A 14,574-nucleotide genomic window follows, 5' to 3' on the forward strand; every position below is an offset into this window, starting at 1 on the left:
GTATCGAGAGAAAGTGCGAGAGATTTACTCAGAGATGTTGATTCGCGATCACGCCGGTATCGTCGCCGGCTCCTCGATCGCCTTCTCTGCAGACTCGTCGTCAGGCAGGAATCGTCCAACCAGCTTGTCGTAGAGGAACACTCCGATCGGAGCGCCGATCAGAGGTCCCACGATGGGCACCCAGAAATACAAGCTCCCGTACTGATCCCGCCACGCACTTCCGTAGCCGGTGAGATACGACGCCAGTCGCGGGCCGAAGTCGCGCGCCGGGTTGATGGCGTAGCCCGCGTTGGTCGCCCAGGCGAATCCGATTCCCACCACGATCAATCCGACGACAAACGGCGCGAGATTCGCGAGCGGCGGAGTTCCCCGAGAATCGGTGACTGCAACGATGAGGAACAACAGGATGGCGGTGCCGATGATCTGATCGATCAGCGCCGAGCCGAGGCTGACCGGGAGCGTTCCGTTTCCGGGCATGGTCGAGAAGATCGTCTGAGTGGCGGTCGTGTGTCCGGGATCAATTGCATTGAGCATGTCGTTGTAATTCCAGCGGACGATCAACGCGGCGACGAAGGCTCCAGCGGTCTGCGCCAGGGTGTACGGCAGTACCTTGCGCCAGGAGAATCCCCGGAAGATCGCGAAGGCGAACGTGACGGCAGGGTTCAGATGAGCACCCGTCACCCGGCCGGCGACATAGATTCCGAACATGACACCCAGGCCCCAGGCCCACGCGATGCTGTCATGCCCACCGAGCCCTCCGCCGCTCCCGCCGGACACCACCTGCGCCACAACTCCGACGCCGAACAAGATCAAGATCATCGTTCCTGCGAACTCGGCTGCCAACTCGCCGGGGAGCCCTAATCGCTTGGCTTTCTCCATCCCACCCTCACTCAATTGTGATGCATGTCATAGTTTGGATTGCTGCATCCGTAGCCTAAGGCCAGTTGCACATTCATGCATAGCCAGTGCACATACGTGCAAACCGGGCATTTCCGCACCGTAATGCGGGTAACAGATACGTTTCAGGGAATTGTCGCGCGGGAGTGCGGCGGCCAGGTGCTACTCCGATAAGATTCGGTTCAGCGCTCGTGCACGAACGTGCAGACAGGACAATGCCATGGAATCCCCGACCTCCGACTTCCCGACCTCCGACCCCGCGGACCCTCGCATCTCCGACGCCGTCCAGGCCGCGCGCCTCTACTACTTCCAAGATCAGACGATGGCCGCCATCGGCCGCGACATGGGCGTATCCAGATCCACGGTCTCGCGACTGATCACCTATGCGCGCACGTCCGGACTCGTCGAGATCAAGATCAGCACCCCACACGGCCAAGCACCCCGCATCGAGCGTGAGTTCTCGGAGCGATACGGGGTACGTGCCCACGTGGTGACAGTCCCGGAACTGGTGGGAGATCTCGAGCGCCTCGAGAAGGTCGCGACTTTTGCCGGCAGGCTACTGGCGTCGTTCTTCGACAGCGACATGGTGATGGGGATCGCCTGGGGAACCACTCTCAGTGAAGTCAGCAAGCACCTTGCCCCCAAACGCACGTACAACTCGTACGTCGTGCAACTCAACGGCGCCGCGAATACTCGCACCACCGGAATCTCGTACGCCAGCGACATCATCAGAACCATCGCCGACGCCTACGGCGCTCTCCCCCAAGGATTTCCGGTCCCCGCATTCTTCGACTACCCGGAGACCCGGGAGCAGTTGTGGCGCGAACGAAGTATCAAACGCGTACTGGACATGCAAAAGCGAATGGACCTGGCAGTCTTCAGCATCGGCGTACCGGGCGGCAACGTCCCGAGTCACGTCTACACCGCCGGATACCTCGAACCCGATGAAGCAGAAGCACTTCGACGCGACGGAGTAGTCGGCGACATCGCAACCGTGTTCTTCCGGTCAGACGGGAGCTACCGCGGAATCGAACTCAACGAGCGCGCGAGCGGCCCACGACTGGACCTTTTCGAGAAGGTCGCCAGGCGCGTGTGCATCGTCGCCGGAACAGCAAAACTGCCCGCGCTGGAAGGCGCACTACGAGGTGGGCTGATCACCGACCTGATCATCGACGACGTCAGTGCCGCCGCGCTGGTGTCCTGACCGCTGCACCAGCTTCTCGATTCCGTCAAGAAGGAGGCCCAGCGAGAAACCGAAATCGAAAGCGTCATCGCCGGCTGCTTCACCCTCCGGGCTGCCGTCCTCGAAACCACCCTCCTCGATTGCGGCACTGAGGTAGGGAAAGTCCTCGCGATTGATGACACGAGCAATGAGAGCACCGTATGCGACGTCGTCGTCTGCCGATTGTGCCGACCGCGAGGCCAGGTCGGCCGAGAATCGGGCGCGGCCGATGACGAACAACGACACGTTGGTCACCACCTGAAACTTCGACGCAGCACTCAGAGCGACCCCGTCGAGCGCGCTCAGGCCCGCATCGAGCCACGCCATGTTGTTGGGCCCGGTCGGTGGAGCCGTGATGGGCAGCTTGAGCCACCACGGTCGACTCAGCATCGTGGCGTACTCGTGGTTCGCCCACACTTCGAGCTTGGCGCGCCAGGACACTCCGTCGGGAATTACCGGCGGTGGGCCGATCACTCGATCCGAAATCAGTTCGATCAGTTCGTCTTTGCTCGCTACGTAGCGATAGAGCGACATGGTCGTGAATCCGAGGGATTTGGCCACCCGGCCCATCGACAGCGCGGTGACACCTTCAGCGTCGGCAAGCTCTATCGCGGTGTCGAGAATCTGCTCGAGACTGAGCCCTTTCTTGGGACCCCGCGTTCCAGGCTGATCCAGTCCCCAAGCCAGTTCGACCGCCCTCGGTAGCGCGCCGCCATCCATACAGCTCCCACTCTTTGCTCTTGCCCTCATCCTAGAACTGTGTACGCTATAAACACGAGTTTATGCCATACACAGTTCTCACTTGGAGGTCTCGATGTCAGGAACGATCCCCGCAATCTCGGTCCGCGGACTTCGCAAGCGCTACGGCGATCAACAGGTTCTGGGCGGACTCGACCTGTCGGTCCCGGCCGGATCGGTGTACGCGCTCCTCGGCGCGAACGGCGCCGGAAAGACAACGGCCGTAAGAATTCTCACCACCCTCATACCCTTCGACGCCGGCGAGGTCACTGTGGCCGGTCATTCGCTTCCCGGCGATCCACGGAACGTTCGCCGACGCATCAGCGTCACCGGGCAGTACGCGGCCGTCGACACACTGTTGACCGGCTCCGAGAACCTGACCCTCCTGGGCGAGCTGAATCACCTGGGCCGGAAGAACTCTCGAAGACGTGCCGACGAACTACTCCACCAGTTCAACCTGACGGACTTCGGTGACAAGCGAGCGGGCGACTACTCGGGCGGCATGCTCAGACGACTCGACATCGCGATGAGCCTTGTTGCACGACCGGACGTCGTCTTTCTCGACGAACCCACCACCGGCCTGGACCCGCGAAGCCGCCACGAAATGTGGTCGATAGTTCGTGGTCTCACGGCTTCAGGTGTCACGATCTTCCTCACCACCCAATACCTCGACGAGGCAGACGAATTGGCCGACACCGTCGGTGTGCTCAGTGGCGGTCGTCTGGTCGCCGAGGGAACACCGGACGAACTCAAACGTCTGGTTCCGGGCGGCCATGTCGCGCTGCAATTCGAGAACCTCGCTCAACTCGATCTCGCCGCGGCGTCACTTCCGCAAGCACATTCGAATGCCGAGATTCTGACCCTGCACATCCCTTCCGACGGGACGGTTCCGTCGATCAAAGCCATCCTCGACTCGATTGACGACCCGTCGATCACCGTCGAGAAGTTCTCCGTTCACACTCCGGATCTGGACGACGTGTTCTTCGCACTCACCGGATCGGGCCAACCCGAGATTGCGAGCGTTCGATGACCTCCACCATGACAATCGACTCCTCGGTGATGCTTCGCCGAAATCTCAAACACGTTCTCCGCAGCCCTGATTCGATGATCACCGCGATAGCCCTGCCGGTCATGCTCATGCTGCTGTTCGTCTACGTCTTCGGCGGCGCTATCAATACCGGCACCGAGTACATCGACTATGTCGTGCCAGGCATCATTCTGCTGTGTGCCGGTTTCGGTGCCTCCACCACCGCCGTCAGCGTCTCGAGCGACATGAAGGACGGGATCATCGACCGTTTCCGGACGCTCGCGATCTCACCATCGTCCGTCCTGACCGGGCACGTACTGGCCAGCGTCGTCCGCAACGTCCTGACGACGGCGATCGTGATCGTCGTCGCTCTGATCATGGGATTTCGGCCCACCGGCGATCCGTTGCGCTGGCTCGGCGTCGCCGCCGTGATCGTCGCCTTCGTATTCGCCATGTCGTACCTCTCGACGGCATTGGGGCTCCTGGCCCAGAACCCGGAGGCAGCAAGCGGATTCACCTTCGCCATCATGTTCCTGCCTTACGTCAGCACCGCCTTCGTGCCGGCCGAGACCATGCCGTCGTGGCTGCAGGGGTTCGCCCGTCACCAGCCGGTCACCCCGATCATCGAGACGGTGCGCGGACTCCTGATGGGCACGCCGATCGGGAACAGTGCCGTGATCGCGCTCGCGTGGTGCGTGGGCATCGCCGCCGTGGGATTTGTGTGGTCGAACTGGCTTTACCGACGAAAGACGGCGCACTGACCACACAAGAAAGCCCCACACCTGACGGTGCGGGGCTCTTGTGCTGTGCGCCTTTATTAACCGCGGGGGGTTAATAAAGGCGCACAGTAAATTACTTGGCGTCCAGCAGATCGATCACGAAGACCAAGGTCTTGCCGGAAAGCTGGTGTCCTGCACCGGCCGGGCCGTATGCCAGCTCCGGCGGAATGGTGAGCTGGCGACGTCCGCCGACCTTCATGCCCGGGATGCCGTCCTGCCAACCCTTGATCAGGCCACGAAGCGGGAACTGAATGGACTCACCACGGCTCCAGGAAGAGTCGAACTCTTCACCGGACTCGAACTCGACACCGACGTAGTGAACGTCGACGGTGCCACCGGGAACGGCTTCGGCGCCTTCTCCGACAACCAGATCCTTGATGACCAGATCGGTCGGCGCGGGGCCTTCCTGGAACTCGATTACGGGCTTGCTACTCATGGGTCCTCCTCGTTGAGGCGAAAATTGTGGGCAGGGGCTAGCGGGTGGTTATATCCCGATAGTCACGCTCGGTGTAGCCGGTGTAAATCTGGCGCGGGCGGCCGATCTTCGTAGCCGGATCCTCGTGCATTTCACGCCAGTGCGCAATCCAGCCGGGCAGACGGCCCATGGCGAAGAGCACGGTGAACATGCGGGGCGGGAAGCCCATCGCGCGGTAGATCAGACCCGTGTAGAAGTCGACGTTCGGGTACAGCTTGCGCTCGATGAAGTAGTCGTCCGTGAGGGCGGCCTCTTCGAGCTGCATGGCGATATTGAGCAGTTCGTCGTCGCCGCCGAGCTTGCCGAGGATGTTGTGCGCGGTCTCGCGGACCAGCGCGGCGCGCGGGTCGTAGTTGCGGTAGACGCGGTGCCCGAAGCCCATGAGCTTCACGCCGTCTTCCTTGTTCTTGACCTTGCGGACGAACTCGGCTGCGGTGCTGCCGTTTGCCTTGATGTCGTCGAGCATCTCGAGCACGGCCTGGTTGGCGCCGCCGTGCAGCGGGCCCCACAGTGCGTTGATGCCGGCGGACACCGAGGTGAAGAGGTTCGCGTCGGAAGAGCCGACCATGCGCACGGTGGACGTGGAGCAGTTCTGCTCGTGGTCTGCGTGCAGGATGAGCAGCATGTCGAGTGCCTTGGCGATCTCGGGATCACCCTGGTACGGCTCCGCCGGGAAACCGAACGTCATGCGCATGAAGTTCTCGACCAGGTTCAGCGAGTTGTCCGGGTACAGGAACGGCTGTCCGACGGACTTCTTGTATGCGTAGGCCGCGATGGTCGGCAGCTTCGCGAGAAGACGAATGGTGGAGAGTTCCACCTGTTCCGGATCCTCGGGATCCAGGGAATCCTGGTAGTACGCGGAGAGCGCGTTGACTGCGGAGGAAAGAACCGGCATCGGGTGTGCGTTGCGCGGGAATCCGTCGAAGAACCGCTTGAGGTCTTCGTGCAGAAGAGTGTGGCGACGGATGCGGTCCGTGAAGGACTCGAGCTGTGCATCGGTCGGGAGCTCACCGTAGATCAGCAGGTAGCTGACTTCGATGAAGGTGGACTTACCTGCCAACTGCTCGATGGGGTATCCGCGGTAGCGCAGGATTCCCTTCTCGCCGTCGATGTAGGTAATTGCGGAACTGGTGGATGCGGTGTTCACAAAGCCGGGGTCGAGGGTGGTGTACCCCGTATCGGCCAGCAGCTTTCCCAGTTCGATGCCGTCATTGCCCTCGGTTGCCCTGGCAATGGACATCGTGTGCTCACCACCGGGGTAAGTAAGCGTGGGCTTTGTGTCATTGTCAGCGGGCACGAAGGATCCCTCTCAAGCTCAAACCAACGAGTAACTACATACGATCAACTAGAAACTAGTCGCACCGAACACAACGCGCCCAGGGAGGGTCGCTCCACGGGGGTTTTGCACGTCGATCAGTGTCGGACATATACCCCGAAACTGCAACAGGTTTCAGAGCGCCGAAGTACTGTGCTCCAGCTCGCATTTCAGGATTCGCACATGGCCTTGATCTGGACTTTCCTTCTCGCGCAACGCCTCACAGATCCAGCCCCACCGCGCAAAATGTGCCGCCGAATCGAACGGTGTTCGGCAAATCGCGACTATCGAGACTTCGCAGCCGTTTGTTACAGCCTCCCACTATCTGGGATACGGATCACAGTACCCAGTGCTGGATCCCAAGATCACAGAGCACGATCCTCCGGATCAAAGTGCACGGATCCCCCACACGCCGGACCACGTTTCGCCTGGGCCGAGAATCAACATGTCGATTCCCGAGTTGAAGGCGTCCGGCGGGCATGTCATCGGTTCGAGCGCCAAGGCCCGACCACGGTCGGGATAGCCCTTACCGTTTGCGGGATCAGCGATGAAGGCCTGAATCCACGGGAACTCGCGCGTCGTCCACAGTGCGGTCCCGGTCCCGTCCGGCGCAAGCAATTCGTGCTGTGTGCGGCCACTACCGTCGACCACGTCCAATGCACTGAACGGCGTGTCCAGCTGCACACCTTCGAGTGGGCGCGGGGTTCGGAAATCGAAATCCGTGCCCTCGACGGCCTGCGAATACGCGTTCGGCAGCATCCGCTCCGGATCGATCGGCAATCGTGTTCCCGCTGCCAGGTGCAGTGAGCACTCGTCGAGTGGGACATCACCGACGCGGATGAACGGGTGCGTGCCAAGTCCGAAGGGCGACGGAGTGGCGCCCTTGTTGGTCGCGGTGTGGGTGACCGTCAATCCTGTTTCGTCCACTGCGTAGACGATCGACAGCGCAAGCGGATACGGCCAGCCCTTATGCAGGCCGACGTCCACCGACAGTTCGACGCGATCGAAGGTGTGATCGACGAGGTTCCAATTGCGACGACGCACAAACCCGTGGCTGGCGTTGTTCAGGACCGGTTCGGTGATCTCGAGTTGATGCTCGATACCGTCGAACATGAAGTGCCCGTCCCGAATCCGATTGGGCCATGGTGCCAGGACCAAACCGGCCGACAGCGGCGGCTTCGATCCGAGTTCCCAGGTTTCGGTGAGCGCACGTTTGCCGGACGGCCCCTCGTGATCAAGCAATCGCAAACCTGCTCCGGCTGCCGCGATTTCGGCACGATAACCCCCACCACGGATCTCGAAGCCGCCCTTGCCCGTGCTGTGCGGTTGCGTCATGGAATCAGTTTCCCCCACAAACCGCCCACATACTAGGACGTCAGACGGCGCGTCCCACCCGGTAAGCGACGAATGTCGGGAACATGATCGCCGACACGACAACGCCGATTACCACCAAAACGCCGCCGCCGGCCGCCGCCACCCCCGTTCCGAACAGGAAGGCAGCAGCGCCGTGCACCACGTCGCCGATACGCGGACCGCCCGCGACAACCACGATGAAGACGCCTTGGAGTCGACCACGCATGTCGTCCGTCGCGACCTGCTGGAGCATCGTGCTGCGGAACGCCGCTGAAATCATGTCGACGGCGCCACCGACCGCGAGGAACGCGACCGCCACCCAGAGCAGAAGCACGCTGGATCCGGGACTGGCGTAGTACACGGCCACACCGAAACCGACCATCGACAGTCCCCACAACGCGATGCAGATCAAGACAGCACGCCCCTGGTACTCCACCCGCGGTAGCCAGCCCGAGAACACGCCGCCCAGAACGGCTCCCGCCGACATCGCGGCGAACAACAGTCCGAGGGCAAAGCCGCCGGTGACGGGATCACCGAACGATTCGTGCGCGATTTCCGGGAACAGTGCCCGCGACATCCCGAACACCATCGCGATGATGTCGACGACAAACGACGCGAGCAGCACCTTCTGCGTGGCCAGATAGGCAAAGCCGCCAAGGACCTCGCTCAGACCGGCCCGTCGCGACGTGCCGGTCGGCGGAATCGCCGGCAACTTCCACACCGCCCACAGTGTGGCGAGCAGGAAGATCGAGTCGAGCAGGTACAGCAATTGCAACCCAGCAGTCGGAATGAGCACTCCGGCAAGCATCGGACCAGCGATCGCGCCGAACTGCACAACCGTCATGTTCAGTGAGTTCGCAGCAGGCAGCTGCCTACCCGGTATCAACCTCGGAATGATTGCCGCCCGTGTCGGCTGATTGACCGCAAAAAACGCTTGCTGCACGGAGAACAGCACGAGCACGAGCCACACGTTGTTCACACCGAGCGCCGCCTGTATCCACAGCAGCACCGACGTGACGCCGAGTCCGATCGACGTGATCATCAGGAGCCGTCGCCGATCCATCACGTCGGCGAGGGCACCGCCCCACAACCCGAAAACGATCAACGGGACGAGACCGAAGATTCCGGTCAGACCGACATAGGCCGAACTGCGCGTGATCTCGTACACCTGTTGCGGAACAGCCACAACACTGAGCTGGGCGCCGATAACGGTGACGATGCCGGCGGTCCACAGGCGGCGGTAGTCGAGATTTTCGAGCGGAGTCGTGTCCGCGAGAACCCGCCTCACGGTTGGAGACGAACTGCGGACCACTGACCGTCGACGACGGTGGTGCGGACCCGGTTGTGCATACGGTTGGCGCGGCCCTGCCAGAACTCGACGGACTCCGGCCGGATCAGAATCCCGCCCCAGTGCGGCGGCACGGGAATCTCTCCGTCGATGCCGAAGCGTGCGGCCACCTCACGGAGTTGTTCGTCCAAGACGGCGCGTGATTCGACGGGCTGCGACTGATGGGACGCCCACGCTCCGAGCTGCGATCCTCGCGGACGGGTTCGCCAATACTCCTGTGTCACTTGCGGACTCACATGCTCGACTGCACCTCGAACAGTGACCTGGCGGGCCAGGGTCAGCCAGGTGAAATTGGCCGACGCATACGGATGGGCGTCGAGTTGCCTGGCCTTGTCCGAACCGTAATTGGTGAAGAAGAGGACCCCATCATCGGAGAGCCCCTTGCACAACACGGTCCGCGACGCGGGGTGACCGTCCTCGCCGAGAGTCGAAAGCGTCATCGCATTCGGTTCCGGCGCATCCGCCTCGACGGCGTCCAACAGCCACTGACGCATCAGTGGCAACCAACCGTCGGCAACCTGACTCACGTCCAACTCGACGCGCATCCGATCGTGCACGGCCTCCGATTCACTGCCTGGTTGCGGGTACCCCACACGCATCGCAGCGAGTTCGCTGTTCACCACCACCGGGTCCTGACGTTCCTTCGACACAGCCCAGAACGCTACTCCCGGGTACCAACCGGCCACCGACTACTCGGCACGCGCTAAAGTTTGCCGTGGCTAGACCCGATCCGAACCGCGAGCCGCACCAGCGACAGCAGCCGAATCGGGACCAGACGATTGCGCAGTACGAAACACGGTGCGTGCTCATCCCTGCGAGCACCGAGGCGCAGTCACGGAAGCTGAGGCAGTGCGACTGAAGACCTGGCGCACTCGAACGAGGAGAGTCCACGAGAATGGCAGCGAGCGCAGCAATACCGGATGATTTTGTGAGCGGACTCGAAGGCGTCGTAGCCTTCACCAGCGATATCGCCGAACCTGACAAGGACGGTGGCGCACTGCGTTACCGCGGCGTCGACATCGAAGACCTGGTCGGCCAGAAGGTGACCTTCGGCAACGTCTGGGCACTGCTCGTCGACGGCCGTTTCGGCCCCGGCCTGCCGCCGGCCGAGCCGTTCCCCCTCCCCATCCACACCGGCGACGTCCGTGTCGATGTCCAGGCCGGACTTGCGATGCTGGCCCCTATCTGGGGTTACGAGCCGCTCCTCGACATCGACGACGAGACCGCTCGCGATCAGCTCGCCCGTGCGTCCGTCATGGCCCTGTCGTACGTCGCGCAGTCCGCTCGCGGCATCTACCAGCCGGCAGTTCCGCAGAAGCGCATCGACGAGGCCAAGACTGTCACCGAACGCTTCATGGTCCGCTGGAAGGGTGAGCCCGATCCCGCGCACGTCGAGGCAATCGACGCGTACTGGGTTTCGGCAGCCGAGCACGGCATGAACGCCTCCACCTTCACGGCCCGCGTCATCGCCTCCACCGGCGCCGACGTCGCCGCTTCGCTGTCCGGCGCCATCGGCGCAATGTCCGGCCCGCTGCACGGCGGCGCACCGGCCCGCGTGCTCCCGATGATCGAAGAGACCGAGAAGACCGGCGACGCCCGCGCACTGGTCAAGGGAATCCTCGACCGCAAGGAAAAGCTGATGGGCTTCGGGCACCGCGTCTACCGCGCCGAAGATCCCCGCGCCCGCGTGCTCCGCGCTACCGCGAAGCGCCTCAATGCTCCCCGCTACGAAGCTGCCGCAGCTCTCGAGCAGGCAGCGCTGGCAGAACTGCGTGAGCGTCGTCCCGATCGCGCGATCGAGACCAACGTCGAGTTCTGGGCTGCCGTCATCCTGGACTTCGCCGAGGTTCCCGCGCACATGATGCCTGCCATGTTCACGTGTGGCCGCACCGCTGGTTGGTGTGCGCACATCCTCGAGCAGAAGCGCCTCGGCAAACTGGTTCGCCCGGCAGCCATCTACACCGGCCCGGCACCGCGTACTCCCGAGTCCGTCGAGGGCTGGGATCAGATCAGCCACTCGTAAGTTTCTCCGCAGCACAATCAACCGGCTGGGTACCTCGCTACGAGGTACCCGGCCGGTTGAATTATGTCGAGTTGCTGCCTAGGACAATGAACGTCCATCCTTCACGGCCGGAATCTGCTGGAACAGAACGTTGTTCCACGTCCGTGGTCGCCATGTAGATCGGCAACGAACACGGGAGTTACCCGTGGTGCCGCCCCTCATCGGCGGCCTCTGCGACCCCCAGAATTCGCCGACTTTCTTCGCGCGGCGTCCGCTCCCCGGAGGTGTCGGGCACGTCCTTGACTAAGACCACGAGTTTCATGCCCCCATCAGATGCACACGCCGACAATGTCGCAATCAGACCAGCACTCAAGACGCCTGCAACGGCAACCTTCGTAGCGACTTTCCTGACGAAATCGAGCTCGTGGGTCACGAGCACCATCGTCACGCCGCTCTCTGCCAGCTCCGAAACCACCGACCCCACTTCGATGCGCAGCTCCGGGTCGATGGCCGAGGTGGGCTCGTCAAGGAGAAGGACTTTCGGATCGAGTGCGAGTGCGCGGGCGATCGCGACGCGCTGTTGCATGCCTCCTGAGAGTTCGGACGGCATTCGGCGCATCGCGTCCTTCAGTCCGACTCGCGTCAGCAGGTCCACTGCTCGAGCCTCTGCCTCGGCGCGGCTACGCTCGAGCCCCCGTACTTGGGCGAGCACCACGTTTTCGAGCGCATTCATATTCGGGAAGAGATTTGAAGTGCTGAAACACCATCCCCAGTGACCTGCGAAGCACAATGAGCTCACGCGCGTTCAACAGCGTGCGCTCTTTGAAGAGCGTTTGGCCGGCAAGCTGAACTTCGCCCGAGGAAGGGATCTCGAGTAGGTTCATGCACCTCAGAAGGGTGCTCTTGCCGGTTCCACTCGGACCGATGAGTCCAAGAATTTCGCCCCGGCTCACCGAGAGGGTTACATCCGAGAATTTCGGCTGGTTATCAGCCGAAATGTTTAGCGTCCAAATACCGTTCCACCGTTAAGATGGATAACCTGCCCGTTGACCAGGCCCCCTGCCTCGCTGCAAAGCCAGAGGATCGCTGCACCAACATCGGCGCCACGACCGAGCCTGCCGATCGGAATCTGACGGATCATCCTCTCCAGCGCAGGGTCGTCAACATCACCGAGGCCCTCCATCATCCCCAACGCCAACGCATTCGCGGTTACTCCGCGCGAACCACACTCGACACTGAGGTGTCGAATCAACGCTTCCGAACCTGCTTTGGCGGCACCGTACGCCGAGACCCCGATGGAAAGACCTCGCGTTGATGCACCCGAGGATATCTGAATGATGCGGCCCCACTCGTTCGCGAGTTGACCAGGGAGTACCGCCTGGACGACTCGCATCATCGCAGACAGGTTGAGGTCGATCTGCCGCTGCCAATCCGCCTCCGGCATGTCGACAAATTGATTCGGGCGTGCGCCAATGTCAGGGATGCCCGCATTGTGAACAAGAATATCGACGGAGGCCCCGTCGTCGGCCAGCGCAGTTATCGCCTGCTCCACTGCGGCGGCGTCTGTCACGTCAAACACCGACGAAAATGCCGATCCTCCGCTGGCGATGATGGCATCGGCGACCGACTGAGCCCTGTCGGCGTGTAAATCGTTCACTATGACTGTTGCTCCGCAGGCTCCGAGAACACGGGCGATACCTTCTCCTACCCCTCGGCCCGAACCGGTCACCAAAGCAGTGCGCCCATCGAGTCGAAATTGCTCCACACTCAGGTCCATAATGTCCTCTCGGTCGGGTCAGCTGATTACGACATACTCGTCCCGCAACTGAACGACCAGACGCGCCATCTCGAAGAACGAGATATCGCATCAGGGACTCGCATCAACATGTGCGCCTGCACTGCGTCTGCCCAAACGGGTTAAACCCGTGGCAACGGTCCCGATGGGCCTTGACCCGTGCCCCACGTACGGGTCAACGCCCCTCTGCCCTGCTCCATCTCGATAGTCGAGATGCACCGACTCTCCAACCACAGCCTTTGGCTTACTGATTCGAGTACGGCTCACTGCCACACACGACAAAGAGGGACCTTCATGGACGAATTCGAAGGCAAAGTTGCACTGATCGCCGGAGCCACACGAGACCAAGGACGGCCTCACGCAGTGTCTTTTGCCGAAGAGGTGCCGACATCATCATTGTCGATCGGTGCGAAAACCCTGAGACCGTCACGTACCCGATGGCAACAGTCGAGGACCTCGACTGACACCATCAACCCTGCACCAGAGAGCTGGCTGGAAATTGAGTAACTCCGCCACTGAGATAACGAACCTCTTGTACCGATACGCCGAGAACATCGACCGGGGTGGCCTCGAAGAAGCCGCGGCGCTATTCCGGCACGCGACCATACGTACCCGTAGCGGCGACGCACTCGACGAGTCCGGCCTGCTGAACCTGTGGCGTACCAACATAAAGATCCATGCCGACGGTACGCCGCGCACCAAACATGTCATCACCAATCCCATCCTCGAGATCGACGACGAGGCCGGGCGTGCGACGTGCCGTTCCTATTACACTGTGCTGCAAGCAACTTCGGCACTGCCGCTGCAGGTAGTCGCCGCCGGGCGGTACCACGACGAGTTCGAGCGCACAGGCGGGATATGGCGTTTCACGTCCCGCGACTACTCGCTGCTCGATTTGGTCGGCGATTTCAGCGGCCATCTCATGACCGCACCGGCAAACCCGGAAGGGCACGAAGGTGGCTCGCTATGACACAAAACAAGGCGATCGAACCGTTCATGCAAATTGGGTATCTCGTGTCGAACCTGGACGAAGCGGTACACGCCTGGTTCGAAGAGAGCGGTGTCGGACCATGGCAGATCTATCGCAACCTCGACATGGCAGGCAACCATCGCGGTCAAGATATCGACATCGTCATCAACGCGGCCTTCGCGTACTCGGGAAGCACTCAGGTCGAGTTGATCGAGGTACTCAGCGAAGGTCCCTCGCCCTACCACAATGCCGACGGTACGAAATTTATCGGCTTGCATCATGTTGCGCGATTGACCGACGACTTGGATGCGGAGTTGGCCCAAGCCACCGAGCGTGGATTGTCCGTGGTTTTCACCGGGGCTACGTCATCCACGAGCGTGGCCTACATCGAGTCCGCGGCTATGCCGGGCACGATCATCGAGTACATCAAGAATCCGAGCATGCCGGCGATGCTGGCCGAGGGCGTGGAGTTCACTCGAAACTGGAATGGCCTCAATCTGATTCGCTGAATGTAGGAACACTTCCCCTGGACGACGGTTCTCATTTATTGGGAGCGCGATGCTCTCTGCGTGTCAACGGCATCTGAAAATTCAGATGCCGTTGACATTCCAGATCGCATAGCAAAGGAACAAGTTTTCGCCATCCGGCTTGTA

At 61.7% G+C, this 14,574-nt stretch carries 16 protein-coding genes and 1 pseudogene; 7 read left to right on the forward strand and 10 right to left on the reverse strand.

The window, feature by feature from the left end:
• Positions 1 to 48: 48 nt before the first annotated feature.
• Positions 49 to 879: an MIP/aquaporin family protein gene (locus KYT97_RS29975; protein WP_045069052.1), complete on the reverse strand. Its 831-nt coding sequence runs from the start codon at positions 877 to 879 to the stop codon at positions 49 to 51.
• Between the two features lie 238 nt (positions 880 to 1,117).
• Between KYT97_RS29975 and KYT97_RS29980 the strand changes: the two genes are divergently transcribed.
• Positions 1,118 to 2,101 (forward strand): sugar-binding transcriptional regulator, encoded by a 984-nt coding sequence (locus KYT97_RS29980; RefSeq protein ID WP_095888386.1) that lies wholly within the window; start codon positions 1,118 to 1,120, stop codon positions 2,099 to 2,101.
• Here the strand turns inward: KYT97_RS29980 and KYT97_RS29985 are convergent.
• Entirely contained in the window at positions 2,036 to 2,839 is an 804-nt protein-coding gene (locus KYT97_RS29985) for a TetR/AcrR family transcriptional regulator (protein ID WP_095888385.1), read from the reverse strand. The two genes, KYT97_RS29980 and KYT97_RS29985, sit on opposite strands and share 66 nt — an antisense overlap.
• A gap of 94 nt (positions 2,840 to 2,933) precedes the next feature.
• On the opposite strand from KYT97_RS29985, the gene KYT97_RS29990 reads away from it, so the two are divergent.
• Positions 2,934 to 3,887, forward strand: coding sequence for an ATP-binding cassette domain-containing protein (locus tag KYT97_RS29990; RefSeq protein WP_172935726.1), 954 nt, complete (start codon positions 2,934 to 2,936; stop codon positions 3,885 to 3,887).
• The gene (locus KYT97_RS29995; protein ID WP_045069042.1) at positions 3,884 to 4,645 is read left to right on the forward strand and encodes an ABC transporter permease; all 762 of its coding nucleotides are present in this window, start codon (positions 3,884 to 3,886) and stop codon (positions 4,643 to 4,645) included. The genes KYT97_RS29990 and KYT97_RS29995 overlap by 4 nt, the downstream gene beginning before the upstream one ends.
• A gap of 91 nt (positions 4,646 to 4,736) precedes the next feature.
• On the opposite strand, the gene KYT97_RS30000 is transcribed toward KYT97_RS29995, so the two are convergent.
• From KYT97_RS30000 to pdxH, 5 genes are all read right to left on the reverse strand, one after another.
• Positions 4,737 to 5,099, reverse strand: coding sequence for an FKBP-type peptidyl-prolyl cis-trans isomerase (locus KYT97_RS30000; RefSeq protein ID WP_003940440.1), 363 nt, complete (start codon positions 5,097 to 5,099; stop codon positions 4,737 to 4,739).
• 37 nt (positions 5,100 to 5,136) lie between these two features.
• Positions 5,137 to 6,435 (reverse strand): citrate synthase, encoded by a 1,299-nt coding sequence (locus KYT97_RS30005; protein ID WP_033234107.1) that lies wholly within the window; start codon positions 6,433 to 6,435, stop codon positions 5,137 to 5,139.
• A 405-nt stretch (positions 6,436 to 6,840) separates the two neighbouring features.
• The gene (locus tag KYT97_RS30010; protein WP_095888382.1) at positions 6,841 to 7,788 is read right to left on the reverse strand and encodes an aldose 1-epimerase family protein; all 948 of its coding nucleotides are present in this window, start codon (positions 7,786 to 7,788) and stop codon (positions 6,841 to 6,843) included.
• A gap of 40 nt (positions 7,789 to 7,828) precedes the next feature.
• Positions 7,829 to 9,094: an MFS transporter gene (locus tag KYT97_RS30015; RefSeq protein WP_033234105.1), complete on the reverse strand. Its 1,266-nt coding sequence runs from the start codon at positions 9,092 to 9,094 to the stop codon at positions 7,829 to 7,831.
• Positions 9,091 to 9,804, reverse strand: coding sequence for a pyridoxamine 5'-phosphate oxidase (gene pdxH / locus KYT97_RS30020; protein ID WP_219111481.1), 714 nt, complete (start codon positions 9,802 to 9,804; stop codon positions 9,091 to 9,093). Before pdxH ends, KYT97_RS30015 begins: the two co-directional genes overlap by 4 nt.
• Before the next feature lie 245 nt (positions 9,805 to 10,049).
• Here pdxH and KYT97_RS30025 point away from each other — a divergent pair, with 245 nt between their 5' ends.
• Positions 10,050 to 11,177, forward strand: coding sequence for a citrate synthase 2 (locus KYT97_RS30025; protein WP_219111482.1), 1,128 nt, complete (start codon positions 10,050 to 10,052; stop codon positions 11,175 to 11,177).
• 178 nt (positions 11,178 to 11,355) lie between these two features.
• Here KYT97_RS30025 and KYT97_RS30030 read toward each other — a convergent pair whose 3' ends face one another.
• The 3 genes from KYT97_RS30030 to KYT97_RS30040 are packed head-to-tail and all read right to left on the reverse strand — an operon-like array spanning position 11,356 to position 12,921.
• Positions 11,356 to 11,889: an ATP-binding cassette domain-containing protein gene (locus tag KYT97_RS30030; protein WP_245005966.1), complete on the reverse strand. Its 534-nt coding sequence runs from the start codon at positions 11,887 to 11,889 to the stop codon at positions 11,356 to 11,358.
• Positions 11,837 to 12,109 (reverse strand): ATP-binding cassette domain-containing protein, encoded by a 273-nt coding sequence (locus KYT97_RS31315; RefSeq protein WP_219111484.1) that lies wholly within the window; start codon positions 12,107 to 12,109, stop codon positions 11,837 to 11,839. The genes KYT97_RS30030 and KYT97_RS31315 overlap by 53 nt, the downstream gene beginning before the upstream one ends.
• 47 nt (positions 12,110 to 12,156) lie before the next feature.
• A complete protein-coding gene (locus KYT97_RS30040) occupies positions 12,157 to 12,921 on the reverse strand; it encodes an SDR family NAD(P)-dependent oxidoreductase (protein WP_233366147.1) in 765 nt (254 codons plus the stop codon).
• A 324-nt stretch (positions 12,922 to 13,245) separates the two neighbouring features.
• Here KYT97_RS30040 and KYT97_RS31050 point away from each other — a divergent pair.
• From KYT97_RS31050 to KYT97_RS30050, 3 genes and pseudogenes are all read left to right on the forward strand, one after another.
• Positions 13,246 to 13,412: pseudogene (locus KYT97_RS31050) on the forward strand (SDR family mycofactocin-dependent oxidoreductase); the annotation flags it as partial.
• Positions 13,413 to 13,450: 38 nt separating this feature from the next.
• Complete coding sequence (locus KYT97_RS30045) at positions 13,451 to 13,921, forward strand: nuclear transport factor 2 family protein (protein WP_219111485.1); 471 nt, start codon at positions 13,451 to 13,453, stop codon at positions 13,919 to 13,921.
• Positions 13,918 to 14,430 carry a VOC family protein gene (locus KYT97_RS30050; protein ID WP_045069020.1) on the forward strand — a complete coding sequence of 171 codons (513 nt, stop codon included), beginning with the start codon at positions 13,918 to 13,920 and terminating at the stop codon, positions 14,428 to 14,430. Before KYT97_RS30045 ends, KYT97_RS30050 begins: the two co-directional genes overlap by 4 nt.
• The last annotated feature ends 144 nt before the right edge of the window (positions 14,431 to 14,574 follow it).

This window comes from Rhodococcus globerulus, assembly GCF_019334125.1.
Taxonomy (GTDB): domain Bacteria; phylum Actinomycetota; class Actinomycetes; order Mycobacteriales; family Mycobacteriaceae; genus Rhodococcus_F; species Rhodococcus_F globerula.